At 65.9% G+C, this 14,373-nt stretch carries 15 protein-coding genes and 2 riboswitches; of the genes, 4 read left to right on the plus strand and 11 right to left on the minus strand.

What is annotated here, in order from left to right; all coding sequences use genetic code 11:
* Positions 1 to 2: 2 nt before the first annotated feature.
* Both B5D62_RS11905 and B5D62_RS11910 read left to right on the plus strand, forming a co-directional pair.
* Positions 3 to 584 (plus strand): F0F1 ATP synthase subunit B family protein, encoded by a 582-nt coding sequence (locus B5D62_RS11905; protein WP_085934077.1) that lies wholly within the window; start codon positions 3 to 5, stop codon positions 582 to 584.
* Positions 584 to 1,123, plus strand: coding sequence for a F0F1 ATP synthase subunit B family protein (locus tag B5D62_RS11910; RefSeq protein ID WP_085934078.1), 540 nt, complete (start codon positions 584 to 586; stop codon positions 1,121 to 1,123). Before B5D62_RS11905 ends, B5D62_RS11910 begins: the two co-directional genes overlap by 1 nt.
* Before the next feature lie 505 nt (positions 1,124 to 1,628).
* On the opposite strand, the gene B5D62_RS11920 is transcribed toward B5D62_RS11910, so the two are convergent.
* Positions 1,629 to 2,201, minus strand: coding sequence for a cysteine hydrolase family protein (locus B5D62_RS11920; protein ID WP_085934080.1), 573 nt, complete (start codon positions 2,199 to 2,201; stop codon positions 1,629 to 1,631).
* A gap of 99 nt (positions 2,202 to 2,300) precedes the next feature.
* On the opposite strand from B5D62_RS11920, the gene B5D62_RS11925 reads away from it, so the two are divergent.
* Complete coding sequence (locus B5D62_RS11925; protein WP_085934081.1) at positions 2,301 to 3,311, plus strand: GlxA family transcriptional regulator; 1,011 nt, start codon at positions 2,301 to 2,303, stop codon at positions 3,309 to 3,311.
* A gap of 6 nt (positions 3,312 to 3,317) precedes the next feature.
* On the opposite strand, the gene B5D62_RS11930 is transcribed toward B5D62_RS11925, so the two are convergent.
* From B5D62_RS11930 to B5D62_RS11950, 5 genes are all read right to left on the minus strand, one after another.
* Entirely contained in the window at positions 3,318 to 4,046 is a 729-nt protein-coding gene (locus tag B5D62_RS11930; RefSeq protein ID WP_085934082.1) for a hypothetical protein, read from the minus strand.
* Positions 4,047 to 4,205: 159 nt separating this feature from the next.
* The gene (locus B5D62_RS11935; RefSeq protein ID WP_085934083.1) at positions 4,206 to 5,240 is read right to left on the minus strand and encodes a TIGR03617 family F420-dependent LLM class oxidoreductase; all 1,035 of its coding nucleotides are present in this window, start codon (positions 5,238 to 5,240) and stop codon (positions 4,206 to 4,208) included.
* A gap of 170 nt (positions 5,241 to 5,410) precedes the next feature.
* Positions 5,411 to 5,710: an addiction module antidote protein gene (locus B5D62_RS11940; protein WP_085934084.1), complete on the minus strand. Its 300-nt coding sequence runs from the start codon at positions 5,708 to 5,710 to the stop codon at positions 5,411 to 5,413.
* A 10-nt stretch (positions 5,711 to 5,720) separates the two neighbouring features.
* Positions 5,721 to 5,930 carry a type II toxin-antitoxin system RelE/ParE family toxin gene (locus B5D62_RS11945; RefSeq protein WP_336470157.1) on the minus strand — a complete coding sequence of 70 codons (210 nt, stop codon included), beginning with the start codon at positions 5,928 to 5,930 and terminating at the stop codon, positions 5,721 to 5,723.
* A 138-nt stretch (positions 5,931 to 6,068) separates the two neighbouring features.
* Complete coding sequence (locus tag B5D62_RS11950; protein WP_085934086.1) at positions 6,069 to 6,701, minus strand: LysE family translocator; 633 nt, start codon at positions 6,699 to 6,701, stop codon at positions 6,069 to 6,071.
* 423 nt (positions 6,702 to 7,124) lie between these two features.
* Here B5D62_RS11950 and B5D62_RS11955 point away from each other — a divergent pair, with 423 nt between their 5' ends.
* Complete coding sequence (locus B5D62_RS11955; protein WP_139373852.1) at positions 7,125 to 7,784, plus strand: hypothetical protein; 660 nt, start codon at positions 7,125 to 7,127, stop codon at positions 7,782 to 7,784.
* 304 nt (positions 7,785 to 8,088) lie between these two features.
* Here B5D62_RS11955 and gcvPB read toward each other — a convergent pair whose 3' ends face one another.
* The 5 genes from gcvPB to B5D62_RS11980 all read right to left on the minus strand — a co-directional run bounded on the left by gcvPB (position 8,089) and on the right by B5D62_RS11980 (position 14,355).
* Positions 8,089 to 9,687, minus strand: coding sequence for an aminomethyl-transferring glycine dehydrogenase subunit GcvPB (gene gcvPB, locus B5D62_RS11960; RefSeq protein ID WP_085934088.1), 1,599 nt, complete (start codon positions 9,685 to 9,687; stop codon positions 8,089 to 8,091).
* Positions 9,687 to 11,033 carry an aminomethyl-transferring glycine dehydrogenase subunit GcvPA gene (gene gcvPA, locus B5D62_RS11965; RefSeq protein ID WP_085934089.1) on the minus strand — a complete coding sequence of 449 codons (1,347 nt, stop codon included), beginning with the start codon at positions 11,031 to 11,033 and terminating at the stop codon, positions 9,687 to 9,689. Before gcvPA ends, gcvPB begins: the two co-directional genes overlap by 1 nt.
* 133 nt (positions 11,034 to 11,166) lie before the next feature.
* Positions 11,167 to 11,541, minus strand: coding sequence for a glycine cleavage system protein GcvH (gcvH, locus tag B5D62_RS11970; protein WP_085934090.1), 375 nt, complete (start codon positions 11,539 to 11,541; stop codon positions 11,167 to 11,169).
* 12 nt (positions 11,542 to 11,553) lie between these two features.
* Positions 11,554 to 12,675 (minus strand): glycine cleavage system aminomethyltransferase GcvT, encoded by a 1,122-nt coding sequence (gene gcvT, locus B5D62_RS11975; RefSeq protein ID WP_085934091.1) that lies wholly within the window; start codon positions 12,673 to 12,675, stop codon positions 11,554 to 11,556.
* 57 nt (positions 12,676 to 12,732) lie between these two features.
* Positions 12,733 to 12,838: riboswitch (glycine riboswitch) on the minus strand.
* A 3-nt stretch (positions 12,839 to 12,841) separates the two neighbouring features.
* Positions 12,842 to 12,933: riboswitch (glycine riboswitch) on the minus strand.
* 78 nt (positions 12,934 to 13,011) lie between these two features.
* Positions 13,012 to 14,355 (minus strand): (Fe-S)-binding protein, encoded by a 1,344-nt coding sequence (locus B5D62_RS11980; RefSeq protein WP_170920900.1) that lies wholly within the window; start codon positions 14,353 to 14,355, stop codon positions 13,012 to 13,014.
* Positions 14,356 to 14,373 lie beyond the last annotated feature (18 nt).

The raw sequence follows: 14,373 nt of genomic DNA on the forward strand, positions 1-14,373 counted from the left end.
TCGTGCCTGTTTCGGCACTCCGAGCGTCGGGCTGGGGTCTGGTCCTGGCCATCCTGCCGGCGGCGGCGCATGCCGCTGGCGGCATGCCGCAGTTCGACGTCACGAGCTTCCCCACCCAGATCTTCTGGTTGGTGGTCTCGTTCGCCCTGCTCTATGTGCTGATGGCGGGCCTCGTGCTGCCGCGCATCGGCCATACGATCGAGGCGCGCGAAGGCAAGATCCAAGCGGATCTCGACGCCGCGCAGAAGGCCAACGACGCCGCCCGCGTCGCCGCCGAAGCGCAGCGCGCGGCGCTGGCCGAGGCGCGTGGCAAGGCAGCGGGAACGGTGCGGCAGGCGGCCGAAGCGGCTGCTGCCGAGACCACGGCGCATCTTACCACTCTCGGTGAGAAGCTGGCGGGCCAGATCGGCGAAGCCGAGCGGCGCATCGCCGAGCAACGCGCCCAGGCGCTGGCCGGCCTGTCTTCACTGGCAACCGAGATCACGAGCTCCGTGCTCGGCAAGCTGGTGGGGAATGTCGACGGAACGCAGGTGGCCGCCAAGGTCGCCGAGGCCGTCGAGACCGCACGGAAAGGGACCAAGTAATGTTCGGGACCGCCCTGGCCGCGGACACGCACGACGCCGCCGCGCATGAGGAAGGCACCTTCAGCAGCCCGGAATTCTGGGTCGCCGTCGCCTTCGTCCTGTTCGTCGCCATTGCCGGCAAGAAGATCGTCCAGGGCCTGAACAAGCTCATGGACGACCGCACGGCCCTGATCAAGCGCACCCTGGGCGAGGCGGAAGCGCTTCGCGCCGAGGCGCAGCGGGCACGTGCGGAGGCCGAGAAGGCCCTCACCGAGTCGGCCAGTCTCGCCGAGGGCATCATCGCCCAGGCGAAGAAGGAAGCCGAATACCTGACGCGCAACGCTGCCGAGCAGCGGCAGGCGAGCATCGCCCGTCGCGAGCAGCAGGCCACCGACCGCATCGCGCAGGCGGAAGCCGCCGCGACCAAGGAAGTCCGCGACCTCGCCGTCGATGTCGCCATGGCGGCCAGCCGGGCCCTCCTGCGTGAGCAGGTTGCCGGCAACAAGGCCCAGGCGCTGGTCGACGACGCCATCGCCGAACTGCCGCGGCGCCTGCACTGAGCTTTCGATCATCAGCATCGCCCGCATAAAACAATCGCGGGCTACCTGGTGCCCCCGTCGCAAGACGGGGGCTTTTTCTTTGTGCCGCGCCAACCCGCCGGCAGCGCCTTTCCGTTAAATAAACGGAAATTAAACGGGACTGGCTTTGCCACGCTCGATCCGGCCCGCCGCTCCAGTCGTGACTTGGAGCTTGTCCGGCGTCTCCCGCAGCCCCCGCGCTTGGGCGCCAGCATCGAGGACGCCGCGGGTCCGGGTCCCCGCTCCGAAGAAAAACACTCTTCGGGAATTCCCGAAATCCTGCAATCTCAAGTCCTTAACGACCATTTCCCGAATTCGGGAAAGTTCGGGAGACTGGCTGCTCAGCGCCGAATACCCCGCATGCGCGTCCGTCCCTCCAACCGGAGAAGCTGACTGCTCTGTCCTCGAACGTTGCTGGATATTGCGTGTATCGCAATATAATGTCAAGCGAATATCGCACTTTTGGACCAGCCCAGCGCTGGCGTCGCTACGGTTCAGTGCCGAGCCGCTCGATCACCTCCGATGTCCGAACAACGCGCGCGAACTCCCGGTGCAGGTTCGACAGCGTCATCGCATGGATCTCCTCCGCCGTGTGCCGCTCGCCATCGGGTCCGATCCGATCGAACGTCCAGGTCGCATCGCGCACCAGCCAGGCATCGAAGCCGAGATTGCCGGCCATCCGCGTCGTGGTCTCGACGCAATGATTGGTCGTCGCGCCGCAAATGACGAGGGAGCGGATATTGGCCGCCCGCAGCTGCGCCTCCAGGTCGGTGCCGATGAAGGCGCTGTTCACCCGCTTGACGATGACGGGCTCGCCCGCGATCTCGCGCGCCTCGTCCTTGACCGGGTAGCCGGCCGCGTCGGGTGAGAAATAGGAACTCGGACGCTGGCTCGCGTGCCGGATATGCAGGATGGGCCGCTGGCTTCGCCTGAAAGCGGCCAGCAGATCGACGATGCGGGCGACGGCATCGGGATTGTTTCGGCGTTGCCCTTCCGCCTCCCAAAGATCGAAGGCCCGCTGCACATCGACGACCAGCAGCGCAATCGGGGCAGCATCCATGACACGATCTCCGGGGTTGCGACGCACCGCGCGCACCCACGCGGCGCCAATTCCATTCCACTCGACCCGACCAGATTAGCGCGGCAGCATTCGCGCCGAATGCCACAGAACCCACGAATCCCGCCAGCACGGCCACTGTCGGTCGAGATCCTCGCCTTCCCGGGGGTCGACCTCCTCGACGTTGCGGGCGCTTTGTCGGTCTTCACGGTCGCCAATGACAGGCTTGCACGCACCGGTGGCCTCCCTGCCTATGCGGTGCGGGTCGTCGCCGATAGCGACCCGATGCTGGTTACGTCGGCCGGGCTCGGGATCGCGGCCGATCGGTTGCCGTCTCCGCGCCAAGCGGTGGACACGTTGGTGGTGGCCGGCGGTCCGGGCGTCTATGCGGCCGCCGACGATCGGCGACTGACCACCTGGGTACGGCGCCGGGCGACGGTTGCCCGCCGCGTCGTCTCGGTCTGCACTGGCGCCTTCCTGCTCGGCGCCGCCGGCCTGCTCGAGGGGCGGCGCGTCGTCACCCACTGGACACGCTGCGCCGAGCTCGCGCGGCGCTTCCCCAAGGCCAGGGTCGAGTCCGATCCGATCTTCCTGCAGGACGGCGCCATCTGGACCTCCGCCGGCGTGACGGCCGGAATCGATCTGTCGCTTGCCCTTGTCGAGCAGGATCTCGGTCGGCCGTTGGCGCTGGACGTCGCCCGTCAGCTGGTCGTGTTCTTCAAGCGACCCGGCGGGCAGGCGCAATTCAGCACGACGCTGTCGCTGCAAAAGGCCGAGGACAGGTTCGGCGCGCTCAACGACTGGATCGGCAACCACCTGTCCGAGGATCTGTCCTTGACCGCCCTGGCCCGGAAGGCGGGCATGAGCGAACGCAGCTTCAGCCGCCACTATACAGCCGCGACGGGACTGAGCCCCGCCCGTGCCGTCGAACGCCTGCGCCTCGAAGCCGCGCGCCGATTGCTGTCCGATACACGCACGCCGGTGAAGCGCGTGGCGCTGCGCTGCGGTTTCGGCTCCGAGGAGATCATGCGCCGCAGCTTTCTCCGCGTGCTAGGCACGACACCAAGCGCCTATCGCGCGGCGTTCAGCCTCTTGGGCAGAGTCCCGAACTGATGCTGTTCACGGCAAGACTTGTCTTTTCCTTGGCCCCTTCCCTATTTCGACACTACCTGCCGCCGCGAGAGAACCGAGTACAGATCGTAGCTGATCAGCGAGATCGGGAGCGCCTTCCCCGTAGCGCACGACCGGCGCACCGAGCCGCTGCACCTCCATTGGCACCAACGCCGATTCAGGAAGCAACACGATCGTGCACCCCGGCTTGGTCTTTTCGAGGTACGCGATTTCCCCATCTGATGGGTCCGCCTTGCGCGACAAATCGATAACGGCAAAGCCGCAACCCCACCCGAGCCGCTCCCTCTCTTCCTCCAGTGCCTGCTGCGAGACACAGAGAGTAAGATCAGATCCCCCGCCAAGCCGCTGTCGCGAAACTTCGCTCCTGCTGATCCTCTTATAAATCTTGACGCCCATAAGGACGGCGATGATGAGACTAGAAACCGTCTTCAGCCTGAAGCCGTTCTGGCTCAAGTTGAGCAAGATAGCTAAGACGACAAACGGCAGCATCGTCAAAAGCGCGGTGTTGAGCACCTCAAGGGTGGCGTTCAACCACCCTTCATCGTCTTTCTGCGGAGCGTCCCGATCGAGATCGAGCGCCATGATCCGATAAGGCGCAAGATGGCGGACCAGTTGCGACAACGCCTCGACATTCGGCGCGACGTCGAGGGCCCTGAGAAACAGGACGTCGCTGCCACGGCTCACGGGCGCATCCGCTCGAATACTGGCGAACAGCACATTACCGCCCGCTCGGTCGGCGCCATTTCATCCATGCGGCGCGCCGCGAACACACTCATCATCGACGCAACCTTCGGCCGAACCCACCGAGATTACTATCGCTCGCGGTCATCAGCTAGCATGGCTGTTACAAAGTCAGTGCAGCAACGATGCTGCCGTTCACGTCGCCGCGTACCGCGTCGGCAGGCGGGCGATGTCCTGGATCAGGTCAGGCGGCAGGTCGGCCGGTTTTGACGAGTTGGCGCTGGCGCTGATCGAATCGACCAGGCCGCCGAAGCGCTGCTCGATGGCCGCGGCGATCTGGTCGTGGCGGCCGACGGCGGCGAACAGATGGACGACATCGTCGGGCACCTGCGCGGCGATCTCGCTCCACTGCCCTGCCTTGGTCATGGCATTGAGCTTGCGGCCGAGATCGCCCAAACCGTGCTCCTCGAACACCGGCCAGTAGGCCGGCGTCGAGCCGTAGAAGGCCACGCGATAGCGTACCCACTCGAACAGCTTCGCGACCGCCGCGTCGTCCTTGCCGGTGACCACGAACCCGCCGCCGGAGATATCGAAGGCCTCGCGCGGCCGGCTCGCCTTCGCCAGCCCCTCGGACAGGATCGGCAGGATCTGCCGCTCGAGATAGCGCCGCGTGCAGAAGACATGGAGCTTCACGCCATCGCATTCCTCGGCCGCGACCTTCATCATGGCCGGGCCGACGGCGGCGATGCCGATGCGCGGCAGCGGGCCGTCATAGGGCTCGGGCACGAAGTTCGGCGTCATCAGGGTGAAGCGGTAGTGCTTGCCCTCGTAGGCGAGCTTGCCGTCGCCCTTCCACGCCGTCCAGATCGCCCGCACCGCCTGCACATATTCGCGCATGCGCGGCGCCGGCGCCGACCAGGGCACGGAGAAGCGCTTCTCGTTGTGGGCGCGGATCTGCGAGCCCAGCCCCAGCGTAAAGCGGCCGCCGGTACTGGCGGCGAGATCCCAGCCGATATTGGCGCAGACCATGGGCGAGCGGGCGAAGGCGATGGCGACGCCCGTGTGCAGCTCGATCCGCCGCGTCGTGGCGCCGGCCACGGCGAGGGCCAGGAAGGGATCGTGCTTGTTCTCCTGCGTGCTGACGCCGGTATAGCCGTCGGCCTCGATCGCCTGGGCCGCCGGAACCACCTTCCGCAGGTCCTCCTGCGGCAATGTCGTAAAGATGCGCATCGGTTACCCGCCTGCCAGAGTGAAGAGGCGAAAGCCTAACATGGGCCGCGGCGACCGAAGCCCCCGGTCTGCTCTCTCCACACCGACTGGCGGCACGCAGCTAGCGTCTGATCCCAGCAGCGTCCGCCATCGCTGATGCCGATGTCGCCCTTCAGGGCGAATCACCCGTTTCAGTTCGACATCGCCTCGGCATGGAGGCGGAGCCCAAGGGCACGGACCACCTTTAGTATCGTTCCGAACTCCGGGTTTCCGTCCGGCGACAAGGCCTTGTAGAGACTTTCCCGGCCAAGGCCCGTCTCGCGTGCCAGTTCGCTCATTCCCCTCGCCCTTGCAATATTCCCAAGAGCAGCGGCGATAACGCGCGAATCGCCGTCCTCCATGGCCGCTTCCAGATATGCCGCAATATCTTCCGGCGTCTTGAGCAATTCGGCACTGTCGTAACGTGTCGTCCTGACTTTCTTGCGTCCCATCAGGAATCTCCTAGAGGTTTCGAGCCATGGCCACCGCGCGCTTGATATCGCGGCTCTGGGTTCTCTTGTCCCCTCCAATCAACAGGATCACCAACTCGCGACCATGCTGCTTGAAGTACACTCGATAGCCTGGGCCATAATCTATTCGCAATTCACTCACGCCGCTGCCGACAGACTTCGCATCCCCGGCCAGGCCGAGGGCCAAACGATCCAATCGCACCTATAAATACGCGCCCGCGCCTGCCGATCTTCCAACCTTTCAAGCCAAGCGGCGAAGACCGGTGTCTGGCGTATTTTGACCACCCGATGATTGTATCCTATGGAATACTGGCGATCAAGGCGTAGATCTTGAAGGTCCCTACGGCGTCACCGGGTTGCGGGCGTCGGCGATGATGCGGCCGCCGATCAGCACGAACGACACTCCGGCGACGCGCTCGATCCAGTGACGCGCATGCTGGAAGCGGCGCATGACCGGCGCCGACGACATGAACAGCGAGACGATCGAATACCAGGTGAGGCTGCTGGCGACGACGAGGCCGATCATCAGCACCATCAGCCAGCCGGGCGTGCTGGCGGTGACCGCGGTCGCGAAGACGCTGGCGAACAGCACGATCGCCTTGGGATTGGTCAGCGTCACCAGGAAGCCGAACACGAGGGCGCTGCCGCGCATCGGACCGCAGGCGACATCGGCCTCGACCGGGGCCGGCTTGGCCCGCAGCAGCTTGATGCCGAGGTAGATCAGGTAGCCGCCGCCCAGCACGCGCACGACCCAGGTGAGCCACTGATACTGGACCAGCACCGCCGAGAGCCCGAGCAGGCTGAGCGTCGCGTAAAAGCCGAGACCGGTGGAGACGCCGATCGTGGTCAGCAGCCCCGCCCGCGTGCCGCGCGTCAGCGACGAGCGGACCACGGCCACGAAATCGGGCCCCGGCAGCAGCAGCGCCGGAATGAAGACGCCGAACACCGGCACCAGTACGCTCATCGCTCCCATGGCCTGCTTCCTCGCTGGTGGCGGCAAAGCCGCCTCGCCTGAACCAACCGATCGGGAGTGCCGCCTGTCCAGCCATTTCCGGACAGTGTCATCCCGAGCGGAGCGAGGGATCTCGACCTGAAACCGCCAAGAATCCCTCCCTGAAGCGTGGAGGTTACTCCGCGCAACCAGGGATGACACCACGGGCAATTCGAAAATGTCGATGCGCCGCAGGCAGGCCATTCGCCACGGAACGCCACCGGATGGCGCCCAGGCACGGCCCCGCTACACGCGGGGGTTGGCCTCTTCGACTTGGCGAGTCTGCGACTCCTGAGAACATTCAAGAATGAATGTCATCATGGCTATATTTCCGCATCTCAGCCCGGCGACCACGCGCTCTTGATTATCGCTGGCGGATTCCCACAGTACTTGTGCCTGCAGGACTTGGATACCAACCATTCACAACGCCTCTTGGATACGAATCAAGAGTTCGACAGCATAAATAGCGCCCAATTCCTCTCGCAGGACGAAGTTCTTTTTATCGGATGGGGCCCAAGAGCGTCCGACACTATCGCGGCCGCAAAAGAAGTCGGAAGCACGTCCCGTGGAGTCGGCCTACCCTATCGTATGAAGTTCGGCAGCAAGCCGCAGATCGCCTTCCCCCAAATCCTCGCGCGCGACAGAGCCCTGTCTGCTCCGATTGAACTGTCCGGCCTTCCCGAAATCTCGACCTCTCGTGATGGCGAGCGTGTCGCCTACATCGCTCGCTCATTGAGCGAGGATGCACGAGCCGAGGAACAGCGAAAACATCCTAAACGGTATAGCGAGCCACATCGATACGACCTGTTTGTGATCGAAGGCGAGGTTACCCGGCAAGTCACACACTTAGAAACCTACATGAGTTTAGTAGACTTATCTTATAGCGGCACAACAGCCGCGATAGGATTGTCGGTTGGCCCGATGACAAACGAAAAATATGTGAACCGGTCGCTACGCACCTTTGAGCCCGCGATTGTCGACATCAATACCGGCGCGGTAACGCGCACAGACCTGATCGCCCGCGTCAACGCCAATCCGCAGTTTGCTCCTGTGGCGGCCAAGTAAGCGGTCCTGCGACGGCGGCGTACCCTCCGCATTCCAGCAAGGGATCCCTCGCTCCGCTCGGGATGACACTGCCGGGGCGCTCTCATTGCTGTTCGGGGCGTTGCCTCGGGGAATGGCCTTGCCTGCGGCGCATCGACGTCTTCGAATTGCCTGTGGTGTCATCCCGAGCGCAGCGAGGGATCTCGACCTGACGACGCCAAGGATCCTTCGTTGAAGCGCGGAGCTTACGCCGCCCGACTGGAGATGACACCTGTCTGCCCGGGCCGATGGCGCCCCCGGCCCCCGGAGCCGAGGGCAGCGACGCCTACTCCGCCGCCTGGCGAAGGGGATCGGTGCCGGGCGGGTTGTTGCTGGGGCGCCAGCGCAGGATTGGCTTGCGGGCGGCCAGCGTTTCGTCGAGGCGGCGGCGCGGCGAGAAGCGCGGCGCGGCCTTGAAATCCTCGACGGCGGTACCGCTTCTGGCCCGCTCGGTGAGCGACCGCAGCGCGCCGATGAACTGGTCGAGATCCTCCTTGGCCTGGCTCTCGGTCGGCTCGATCAGCATTGCGCCATGGACCACCAGCGGGAAGTACATGGTCATCGGGTGATAGCCCTCGTCGATCATCGCCTTGGCGAAATCGAGCGTGCTCACGCCGGTGTCCTTCAGGAAGCTGTCGTCGAACAGGGCCTCGTGCATGCACGGCCCGTCGAAGGCCGGCGTCATGACGTCCTTCAGCGCCGCCATCACATAGTTGGCCGACAGGACCGCGTCCTCCGAGGCCTGCTTCAGCCCGTCGGCGCCGTGGCTCATGATGTAGGCCAGCGCGCGGCTGAACATGCCCATCTGGCCGTGGAACGCCTTCAGCCGCCCGAACGGCGTGCCGGCAACCGCGGTGCCCTCCTCCGCGACCGTCCACGCGTCCCCGTTCTTCACGATCCAGGGATAGGGCGCGAAGGGCGCCAGCGCCGCCGACAGCACGACCGGGCCCGCACCCGGCCCGCCGCCGCCATGCGGCGTCGAGAAGGTCTTGTGCAGGTTGATGTGCATGCAGTCGACGCCGAGATCGCCCGGCCGCACGCGGCCGGCGATGGCGTTGAAGTTGGCGCCGTCGCAATAGAAGTAGGCGCCCGCCTCGTGCACAGCCTTGGCGATCTCGACGATCTCCGATTCGAACAGGCCGCAGGTGTTGGGGTTGGTCAGCATGATCGCCGCCACCTCGGGACCCAGCGCCGCCTTCAAGGCGGCCAGGTCGACTCGGCCGCGCTCGTTGGCCGGGATCGCCTTGACGGTGAAGCCGAGCGCGGCGGCCGTCGCGGGATTGGTGCCGTGCGCCGATTCCGGCGCCAGAACGATCTTGCGCTGTGCCCGCTCGCCGCGCGCGTCCAGCGCAGCGGCGATCGCCATCATGCCGCACATCTCACCGTGCGCGCCGGCAGCCGGCGACATCGCCACGGCCGGCATCCCGGTCAGGGTCTTGAGCCAGTGCGCCAGCGTGTCGATCAGCTCCAGCGCGCCCTGCACGGTCGAGATCGGCTGCAGCGGATGCAGATCGCCGATGCCGGCAAGGCGGGCGACCTTCTCGTTGATGCGCGGATTGTGCTTCATCGTGCACGAGCCGAGCGGGTAGACGCCCATGTCGATGGCGTAGTTCTTCTGGCTCAGCCGCGTGTAATGCTGGACCACCTGCGGCTCGCTGAGGCCGGGCAAACCGATCTCGCCGCCGCGGCGCAGGCCGTTGAGGCGGTCCTTCACCTTGGGCGGCTCCGGCAGGTCGACGCCGCAGCGTCCGGCTTGGCCCATCTCGAAGATCAGCGGCTCCTCGATCTGGAGCGCGCGGTTACCGGTGAAGGTTTTTGGCGCGGCGGTGGCGTCGGTAACGGCGGTGCCGGCGCGGCCCTGGCTACGGTCGAGCGACTGGACCATCACAGCACCTCCTTGAGGCCGGCGACGAGCGGCGCCATGCCGTGCTCGGTCGCGGTTTCGGTGGCGGCCAGCAGCAGCAGGTTCGCGACCGAGGGATCGTCGGGAATGAGCCGCGACACCGGCAGGCCGGCCAGGATGCCCTTGGCCGCCAGCGCCTCGACCACCGGCGCCGCCGGCTTGGGCAGGCGCACGGTGAATTCGTTGAAGAAGCTGTCGTTCACCACCGCGACGCCGGGAATGGCGGCGACGCGGTCGGCCAGTTCCGACGCCTTGGCGTGGTTGAGCTCGGCCAACCGCCGGAATCCCGCCTCGCCCAGCAGCGTCAGGTGGATCGTAAAGGCGAGCGCGCAGAGGCCCGCATTGGTGCAGATGTTGGAGGTCGCCTTCTCGCGCCGGATATGCTGCTCGCGCGTGCTGAGCGTCAGCACGAATCCGCGCTTGCCGTCGGCATCGACCGTCTCGCCGACGAGGCGTCCCGGCATCTGGCGCATGTACTTCTCGCGGGTGGCGAACAGGCCGACATAGGGGCCGCCGAAGCCGAGCCCGTTGCCGATCGACTGGCCCTCGCAGACGACGATGTCGGCGCCCATCTCGCCCGGCGGCGTGATAAGGCCGAGCGACACCACTTCCGTCACCACCACGATCAGCAGCGCGCCGGCGGCGTGGCACGCTTCCGCAAGCTTGGTGAAATCGCGCACATGGCCGAAGAAGCTCGGATTCTGCACCACGACGCAGGAGGTCTCCTTGTCGATCGCGGCGATCAGATCCTCGAAACCGTCGACATCCGTCTTGGCGACGACGGCGTTGAACCCTTCCCAACGGGCCGTGGTCTGGATGACGCCGCGATACTGCGGATGCAGCCCGCCCGAGATCAGCGCCTTGTGGCGGCGGGTCACGCGGTTGGCCATCAGCACCGCCTCGGACGTGCCGGTCGAGCCGTCGTACATCGAGGCGTTGGCCACTTCCATGCCGGTGAGCAGCGTCACCTGGGTCTGGAACTCGAACAGGTATTGCAGCGTGCCCTGGGTGATCTCGGGCTGATACGGCGTGTAGGAGGTGAGGAACTCGCCGCGCTGGATCATGTAGTCGACGGTCGACGGCACATGATGGCGATAAGCCCCGGCGCCGATGAAGAAGGGCGCGTTGGCCGGCGACACGTTCTTCGCCGCGAAGGCCTGGAAGGCGCGCTCGACCTCGAGTTCGCCCTGATGATCCGGCAGGCCAGCCACCTTGCCGGGAAGCCGCGCCGACGCGGGCACGTCACGGAACAGCTCATCGACCGATTTGGCGCCGATCACCCGCAGCATCTCGCGGCGGTCGGCGTCGGTCAGGGGGAGGTAGCGCATGGAGGCTCCTACAAAGCTCTTTGCTGGGCGCGCGCCACTCCAGTGGCGCGATCATCTTTGCTTCTCGACCACGACGCGCGACTGAAGTCGCGCGCCCCCAGCCATGATGCGAACCACAACGAACGAATCATGACTAACCCAGGCTCTTCACAAAGGCCTCGTAGCCGGCCTCGTCCATCAGGCCGTCCAGTTCGGACTTGTCCGAGAGTTTCAGCTTGAAGAACCAGCCCTTGCCGGTCGGCTCGGCATTGACGTCGCCCGGCGCATCGGCCAGCGCAGCGTTGCCCTCGACGACCTCGCCCGAAACCGGCGCGTAGATATCGGACGCCGCCTTCACCGATTCGACCACGGCAACCGATTCGCCCTTGGCGACCTTGCGACCCACCGCCGGCACCTCGACGAACACGACGTCGCCGAGCTGTTCCTGCGCATATTGAGTGATGCCGATGGTACCGACATCGCCCTCGACGCGGATCCACTCGTGCTCGTTCGTGTACTTCATGCTCATCGGAAGCTCCCCTTATCCCCGGTGGTAGGCGTGTTTGACGAAAGGCATCGGCACGATCTCAGCCGGCACGGGCTTGCCGCGCACCAGGAGATCGACCTTGGTGCCATTGGCGGCGTGAGCGCGCTCGACGTAGCCCATGGCGACGGCACGCCCGAGCGTCGGCGCGAAGCCGCCCGACGTGACCTTGCCGACGACCTTGCCACCGATGACGATCTCGCTGCCTTCGCGGGCGATCGCCTTGCCATCCGGCAGCAGGCCGACCCGCTTGCGCGGGGCGCCCTCGGCGATCTGCTTCTGGATCACCGCGGCGCCCGGGAAGCCGCCGTTCGCGCGGCGCTCCTTGCCGATGCTCCACAGCAGGCCGGCTTCGATCGGCGTGGTGGTGGTGTCGATGTCGTGGCCATAGAGGCAGAGCCCGGCCTCGAGACGCAGCGAGTCGCGGGCGCCGAGCCCGATCGGCTTCACTTCCGGCTGGGCCAGCAGCTTGCGCGCGATCGCGTCGGTCGCGTCGGCCGGCGTCGAGATCTCGTAGCCGTCGCCGCCGGTATAGCCCGAACGGGTGACGTAGCATTCGGCGCCGTCGATCACGACGTAGGTGCCGGTCATGAATTTCATGGTGGCGACCGAGGGCGCGAGCCGCGCCAGCGCCTGCGCCGCCTGCGGCCCCTGCAGCGCGAGCAGGCCACGCGCGAACATCGGCTCGATCTCGCAAGTCGCGGACAGATGCTTCTGGATGTGGGCCAGATCGGCATCCTTGCAGGCAGCGTTGATAACCAGCAGCAGGTGATCGCCCGTGCTGGTGACCATCAGGTCGTCAAGGATGCCGCCGCTCTCGTTGGTGAATTGCGTGTAGCGCTGCTGACCAGGCTGCAAGCCGGCAATGTCGCCGGGAACCAGCGTTTCCAGCGCCTTGGCCGCGTTGTGGCCCGGCTTGGCGGTGAGCCGCACCTGCCCCATGTGCGAGACATCGAACAGGCCGGCCGCGGTGCGGGTCTGCGCATGTTCGGCCAGGATGCCGGTGGGGTACTGGACCGGCATTTCATAGCCGGCAAACGGCACGATGCGCGCGCCGAGTTCGCGGTGAAGCTCGTAAAGCGGAGTGCGCTTGAGGGGGCCGCCAGCAGGATCGCTCAAAGAAGTCTCCGTCAGAGTCGCGTTTGCCCGACGCAATCATCGCGCCGTCGCGACCCCCTCTGTCCGGAGACCTGAAAGATTCGGCCGTCACACCGCCGTCGGCGATCGGACCTTACTTCGTCGGTGGGTGTCCGCCGTCGCCGGCGCACACCGCTTTCCAGAGACCCATCCTCCTGCGGTCCGTTTGCCTGAGAGTTTCCGGGGCCGGTTGCTCCTTCGGCGCCGCCTTCAAGAGGCGGTCTCTCCCACAGGGATCGTCTGGGTGGCCGAACATAGGCAGGCCGCCCCGAGCCGTCCACGGGGAAATCATGGTCTTTGCCGGACCCGATCGAGATCTCAGCTTTCCCGCGCCAGCGCCGTGAAGGCCGCCCGGAACGCATCGGGCGAGCCGGCCAGGCCGGTCTCGGCAAAAATCTCGGCGGTCAGCGACTGGATCGAGGCTTCGTCGACCTTGACCCCATTGTCCTGCAGGAACCGGCGGGCCGCGGCCACAGCCTCGTCCATCGCGCCACCCTTCTTGTAGAGGCCGTAGAAGTCGGGGTGCCCACCGCGACCCAGCGCCTCGGCGATCACATCGGTGAAATTCACGACCTTCACCGGATAGACCGCCTCGGCGCCGGCGAGTGCGCGATGGCAGGAATGGTACATGGTGACGATGGTGTCGGCACCGGCCGCAACGGCACCTTCGACGAGCGCGCGATGGATCGCCGCCTCGCGCTCCTTGTACTTGGCCGCCTGCCCGCCACAGGCATAGGAGAAGCTGGAGTCCTGCGGCAGGTCGAGCAGTTCGAGGTTCGGCACCGCCGACAGCAGCGCCCGCATGCTCTCGAGCGTCGCGCCGATACCCAGATGTTCATGGATCACGACGCGCCGCCGCGGCTGGTCCGGCTTGAAGCGCGCCTTCAGCGCATCGAGGTTGGCGGCCAGGAACTCGCTGACATGGCCGAGGTCGAACGAAGGCGGTTCGACGTCCTGTTCCAGTTCGCCGAAATTCTTGGTGCAGGTCGGACACCAGGTCAGCACGCGCGCCGCGCCGGACTGGCCGAAGCGCTGGAAGGTGCGATGGCCGATGCGCTCGTAGGTCGGGAGATCGGCCTCCAGAAACTGATAGACGCCACAGCAATGCGCCGTGCCGCCGACAACGTCGAAGTCGAGGTCCAGCGCCTCGAGGATATCCATCACGTTCAGCACGATGTGCGGCGTGCGCAGGACATTGCAGCCGGTATAGAAAAGCACGTCGGCCTTGCGCTTCTCGGCGGGCGCCAGGATTCGGTGCAGCGTCTCGGACGGCAACTGCATGCTGGCGAGCAGCCGCACCGACTGGGCCATATGGCGAAACCGATTGGCGGCGGCGGCCGCATTTTCCGGCGCAGCGCGCACGGCCTGTGTCGCCTTGAGCTTGGCGATGCTGATCCATTGCCGGACGTTGATGCCTTCGGGACAGGCGGCGCTGCAGCGCGCGCTGCCATCACAGGCGTTCAGCCAGGCTTGCAGCGACTCAGGCGCGTCGGAGCCGGCGCGGGTCAGCGCCGATAGCTCGGCGACGCGGGTCTTGGCCGCGCTGGCATCGAGCCCGATCTCGCGCGCGGTGGGACACACGTCGAAGCAGGTGCCGCAACCCGTGCAGCGATCCGCTGCCTGTCGAGCCAGGGTCTCGAGCCGGTCCGCATAAGCGCTCACAAGAGCCTCCAAGGTGCA

It is taken from the genome of Enhydrobacter aerosaccus (assembly GCF_900167455.1).
Taxonomy (GTDB): Bacteria; Pseudomonadota; Alphaproteobacteria; order Reyranellales; family Reyranellaceae; genus Reyranella; species Reyranella aerosaccus.